Origin of the sequence: Nitrosospira briensis, assembly GCF_900115125.1 — a bacterium.
Lineage (GTDB): Bacteria > Pseudomonadota > Gammaproteobacteria > Burkholderiales > Nitrosomonadaceae > Nitrosospira > Nitrosospira briensis_A.
Genome location: NZ_FOVJ01000014.1, coordinates 1 through 5493, shown reverse-complemented (window position 1 = coordinate 5493; position 5493 = coordinate 1). Strand labels below are relative to the sequence as shown.

Here is a 5493-nt window from a genome sequence, read left to right as displayed (position 1 = left end):
TGCTGATCATATATCTGCCTGGCTATGATCGTCTGCGGCTCCGGCAAATTCAACTGGTGAGGGTCCGCCGCCGCCATTCCCAGCCCGGAATACAATGCGATCGTCACCATCCCCATTATGCTTGCTGCTGCTTTACTGCTCATATTTTCCCCCACTTGATTACTGAATACAGTACGAGCCAATATTCTTAAAATCTCTCGAATTTCTTATCTGGTCCACGGACTGGCTTCCAGAATACTTTCCTACTCGGCACCATGGAAAAGCCGGACGCCAGCATCGCTATTACTCGATTTTCCGTATAATAGCCCTATTGCCAACGTCGGTAATTGTGTTATTCTATGAATGTATTGCGAATTCTAAGATTAAGAATAACGGCATTTCCATAAGTTCCTGGTTTCAACAAAAACAAAAAATAAATTTAACGTCCCGCCGTTATCAAATCCGAACGATGGATTCCTTGCTAATATCATAATGCGTCATCAAATATACAAAGAAGACAAAACTTCCGAGATGACTATATACGTTCATCATGTTTCACCATATGTACGCTGGCGCGTTACTTTTTTTATTAACCAGAATACATAAAATAAAAATCGTCTTGAATCCACCTATTGCGTTGATTCAACATTATTATTCTTATTTTTTTTATCAAAACCAATTCCACTTCCTGAAGTTTCCCTGTATCCGGCAAGCTCCGCCCCAGGCACTCCTACTTGAAGCGGAAAAATTCTACCACACCAAGGTGGAGCGTACAAGACGGTAACGCCGCCTTGTTAGTCAAAATTAATAATGCCCCTATTCTAAAAACCGGTATTTTCCCTTCTTTGAATTGTGGGAATTTTACCCTATTTGAATTGTGGCATTGGCGAACCCGGATATGCTATTTTATGTTATTGTCATAGTCTCGCCGCCCCATCCCTGGCTTGGGTTTTTCCATACGTCTCCATCCCGCGAAGCGGATACAGCATCCACGTAGACTTATTCGACTTCTTCCTTATAATGCGATATTTTTGAGGATATAAAGAATGGTGGAAACTGGTGGCATCAGGGCAAGCATAGCGCCGGAACTACAGACATCGGGTTGGCTCAATACCCCTCACCCGCTTACGCTCGCCTCGTTACGCGGCAAGGTGGTTGTGCTGCACACTTTCCAAATCTTCTGTCCGGGCTGTGTACAGATCGGTATTCCCCAGGCTCAGAGAATATATCAGGAGTTTGATCCCGCCCGGGTGGCGGTAATAGGACTGCATACCGTTTTTGAACACCACGACGTGATGGGCCGTGACGCGCTCGAGGTATTTGTGCACGAGTACCGTCTGCGCTTCCCGATCGGTATTGACAAGTATGAAGACCAGCCGCAAGGCATTCCGCTGACTATGCGAGCGTATCAGATGCAAGGGACACCCACCCTCGTTCTGATCGACAAAACGGGACGGATCCGCTTGCATAAATTCGGGCATGTGAGCGACCTTACAGTCGGATTCTCCATTGGTGCATTGCTTTCAGAGGAAGCCGATGAATCTGCCGCCACCGCTGAAGCCGCCCCGGCAGGCGGCGGAAACCCCGCTTGCGATGCAGATGGATGCAGTGTCTGATTATTATCCGATCTACAGTTGGCTTGCCTCGAGCCGGTCGAGGCCTCCCATATAGTCTTGCAGAACGCAGGGAATCGATACGCTTCCATCGGCGTTTTGAAAATTTTCCAGAATCGCCACCAGCGTTCGTCCCACCGCCAACCCCGAGCCATTGAGCGTATGCAATAGTTCCGGTTTGCCTTTCTCATTGCGGAAACGTGCCTGCATGCGGCGCGCCTGAAACGCCTCGCAATTGCTGCACGAAGAGATTTCGCGGTAAGTATTCTGTTCCGGCAACCACACTTCGATATCGTACGTTTTTGTCGCGGCAAAACCCATATCGGCCGTGCAAAGCGCCATTACGCGATAAGGCAGGTCCAGTTTCTGAAGAATCGTTTCGGCATGCCCGGTAAGCTCTTCCAGGGCTTTGTAGGATTGCTGAGGGTGCACGATCTGCACCAGTTCCACCTTCTCGAACTGATGCTGGCGGATCAAGCCTCGCGTATCCCTGCCATAACTCCCCGCTTCGGAGCGGAAGCATGGTGTATGCGCGGTAAGTTTGATGGGGAGCGACTCGAGCGCAACAATCCGGTCACGCACAACATTGGCGAGCGGAACCTCGGAGGTGGGAATCAGGTACAGATCATCATCTTCATACTCGCATTTCGGGCCGCCCGGCGCACCGTGAGGATCTTCATTCCTGGAGAGAGTTTCCACCACGGCCGTTTTTTTACGGGGAATCTCGAACAAATCGTCCTTGAATTTAGGCAACTGCCCGGTACCTCGTAAACTTTCCGCATTGACCAGGTAGGGCACATACGTCTCGGTATAGCCATGCTGATGTGTATGGGTATCCAGCATGAACTGCCCAAGCGCGCGATGAAGGCGGGCGAGACTGCCGGTCATCAGACTAAACCGCGCACCGCTGAGCTTTGTCGCGGTTGGCAAATCCAGCAACCCAAGCGCCTCGCCTATACTGACATGGTCTTTCACCGAAAAATGGAATTCACGGGGCGTTCCCCAGCGGCGGACCTCTTTATTATCGGACTCGTTTTTGCCCTCTGGCACACTGCTGTGCGGCAGATTGGGAATTTGCAGCAATATGTGCTGCAATGCCGCTTGCGTATCTTGCAGTTGAGCTTCCGCCTGCCTGAGTTCGTCCCCAAGATTCGCCACTTCCGCGAGAATGCCTGTCGCATCCTCCCCTTTGCTCTTGGCATTCCCGATCTGCCTGGAGGCTGCATTGCGCCGCGCTTGCAGTTCCTGGGTATAAGTCTGAAGGTTTTTGCGTTCTGCCTCCAGCGCGCCGAACTCGGCCATTGGAAAGGCGTAACCGCGCGTGGCGAGCAACCTCGCAATATGGTCCAGATGGGTGCGCAGCAGCTGAATATCTAACATCTCAACTCCAAAAAGCTTCTGCCGGATAGCGTTCGAGCGCTAATGGGCGATCTATTCATTTTTCTTGGCTTGTTTGTCCAACTCGCGGAGGTGTGCCAGCCTTTCCGCAATTTTAGCTTCGAATCCCCGCATGGCCGGTTCGTAAAATTTAACCTCCGGCATGCCTTCCGGAAAGTAATTTTCCCCGGCGGCATAGGCTTCGGGGTCGTCATGAGCATAACGGTAGTCTCGTCCGAAGCCCAGATCCTTCATAAGCCTGGTGGGTGCATTACGCAAGTGCTCCGGTACGCGGCGGGATTTGTCGCCGTCGATAAAAGACCGCATTTTATTATATGCAAGGTAGGCGGCATTACTCTTTGGCGCGCAAGCCAGGTAGAGCGCGGCCTGGGCCAAAGCCAGTTCGCCTTCGGGACTGCCGAGGCGCTCATAAGTCTCGGCCGCTTCCAGCGCTACCCCCAATGCGCGCGGATCGGCGAGACCGATGTCTTCCACAGAGGCGCGAACCAGGCGACGCGCGACATAACGCGGGTCGGCGCCTCCGTCCAGCATGCGGCACATCCAGTAAAGCGTTGCGTCCGGACTTGATCCCCGCAGGGATTTATGAAGCGCCGAAATCTGGTCGTAAAATTCATCTCCCCCTTTATCAAAGCGATGGGCGCCACGAAAAAGCGCACTCTGCACAAACTCTACCCCTATTTCCGCCACTTCCTCGGTTGCCGCCGCAATTTTTATTTGCTCAAGAAAATTGAGTAAACGGCGCGCGTCCCCGTCGGCATAATCGATCAGCAGAGACCGGACCTCATCGGTAAACACCAATCCCTGCAATGCAAGGCTCGTCGCGCGCTCGAACAGGGTACGGAGTTCACTTTCGGACAAGGCAGTGAGCACATAAACCTGGGCTCGCGATAACAGCGCATTATTAACTTCAAATGAAGGATTCTCGGTCGTGGCACCAATGAATGTAATCAATCCTTGTTCTACATAAGGTAGAAATGCATCCTGCTGCGATTTGTTGAAGCGGTGAACCTCATCCACGAACAAAATTGTGTGGCGCCCCGATTGCTGCAACACGATTCTTGCCCGCTCAATAGCTTCGCGGATGTCCTTGACCCCGGCCAGCACCGCGGACAAGGCGATGAATTCAGCATCAAACGCAACCGACATAAGCCGCGCCAATGTGGTTTTACCAGTACCGGGCGGGCCCCACAGTATCATTGAATGCAGCTTCCCGGATTCAAACGCAAGGCGCAAGGGTTTGCCTGGGCCAAGCAAGTGCGACTGCCCAACAACGTCTTTCAGTTCGCTGGGACGCAGCCGCTCCGCCAGCGGCGCCGCAGGCTCGTTTTGTTCAAACAGGTCAGTCACTGATCACGTCCGTACCTTCGGGGGGACTGAATTTGAACGATTCCGGTGCGAGGCGCGGGTTTTTTTCGAGCCGCGAAAACCCAAGCACCGTGGTTTGGCCGAAATTGTCGTGCAATTCCATTGCCTTGAGAACGCCTCCTCGCGTAAATCCAAGGCGCACCCATTCAAACGTACTTTCCCTGGCTTTGGGCGTTGCCTCAAGCCACTCCGTATCTCCCTGCAGGCCGAGATCAGACAGATCGAAACTTTTTTCGATATCGCTGCTTCCGGCAAGTAACGCGGCGGGAGTGCTGCCGATCGCGACGTCCAGCTTGCGGACGGTTACCTGGTCAAGGTCATGGTCGTAAAACCATATCCGGTCGCCGTCGCCGACGATCAACTGCTCGTACGGTTTCTCGTAAACCCACCGAAATTTGCCGGGACGCTCGAATTGCATCGTACCGCCGCCGTTTTGTACTACACGTCCATTCCTGTCGAGAACCGTCTGTGTAAACTCCGCACGGAAAGTGCGAGTATTTTGCATAAAATTCTTGAGGCTGCTGATCGCGTCAGCCTCGGCAGCAGCGCTGAATAAAGAGAACAGGAGAAAAAACCAGCATCGTTCCGAAAAATTCATGAGTATTTCCTGGATAAAGGATTAAAAACGGCTTTTCCTGTTCTGGAAGGCGGGTCGATTCAACTCGGGTGACCGGCAGCGCAACCGCGTTAGCTACTGGAAACCGGGGACGGTAAGGTAGCTTACTGCTGCGATCGTGATTTTAACGCTTCTGCTGTTGTCCAGGCCATAAACATCCCGCGTGTACGGCATTATCCTGATGGGTATTGTCTGTCGAAAAACAGAAGCACATCTTGGACAGGAATTTTTCTTGAGATATTCGTTCAAGACTTCAAAAAAATGGGAACTCGATGTGAAAAACCAAAGTCTAAACTTCGCTGGCGGAAATATTGCCCATTACCGTATTGCCGTCAACTGAATGTTGGTTTTATTCTCAACTATCAGAGGAGGAAACAATATGGCAACAACGTTAGAAACGTCAAGCCACGCGAAGTCTAAGTCCGGGGGTCGCGACTATGACATGTCGGAGTGGTACGACTCGAGGTGGTACAAGTTTGGACTGATCACGATGCTGGCGGTCGCGATATTCTGGATCTGGTA

5 protein-coding genes are annotated in these 5493 nt (G+C 51.9%); 2 read left to right on the top strand and 3 right to left on the bottom strand.

What is annotated here, in order from left to right:
* Positions 1 to 1025: 1025 nt before the first annotated feature.
* On the top strand, positions 1026 to 1595 hold the full coding sequence (locus BMZ14_RS14505) for a peroxiredoxin family protein (protein ID WP_083396817.1): 570 nt from the start codon (positions 1026 to 1028) through the stop codon (positions 1593 to 1595).
* A gap of 12 nt (positions 1596 to 1607) precedes the next feature.
* Here the strand turns inward: BMZ14_RS14505 and serS are convergent, their stop codons facing one another.
* The 3 genes from serS to lolA are packed head-to-tail and all read right to left on the bottom strand — an operon-like array spanning position 1608 to position 4953.
* Positions 1608 to 2972, bottom strand: a complete 1365-nt coding sequence (gene serS / locus BMZ14_RS14500) for a serine--tRNA ligase (RefSeq protein WP_074798842.1) — start codon at positions 2970 to 2972, stop codon at positions 1608 to 1610.
* Between the two features lie 51 nt (positions 2973 to 3023).
* Positions 3024 to 4337: a replication-associated recombination protein A gene (locus BMZ14_RS14495; RefSeq protein WP_074798840.1), complete on the bottom strand. Its 1314-nt coding sequence runs from the start codon at positions 4335 to 4337 to the stop codon at positions 3024 to 3026.
* Positions 4330 to 4953, bottom strand: coding sequence for an outer membrane lipoprotein periplasmic chaperone LolA (lolA, locus tag BMZ14_RS14490; protein ID WP_074798838.1), 624 nt, complete (start codon positions 4951 to 4953; stop codon positions 4330 to 4332). The genes BMZ14_RS14495 and lolA overlap by 8 nt, the downstream gene beginning before the upstream one ends.
* Positions 4954 to 5311: 358 nt before the next feature.
* Here lolA and BMZ14_RS15670 point away from each other — a divergent pair.
* Positions 5312 to 5493 (top strand): methane monooxygenase/ammonia monooxygenase subunit C (locus BMZ14_RS15670; protein WP_371265781.1); only part of this gene is annotated, 182 nt, incomplete at its 3' end.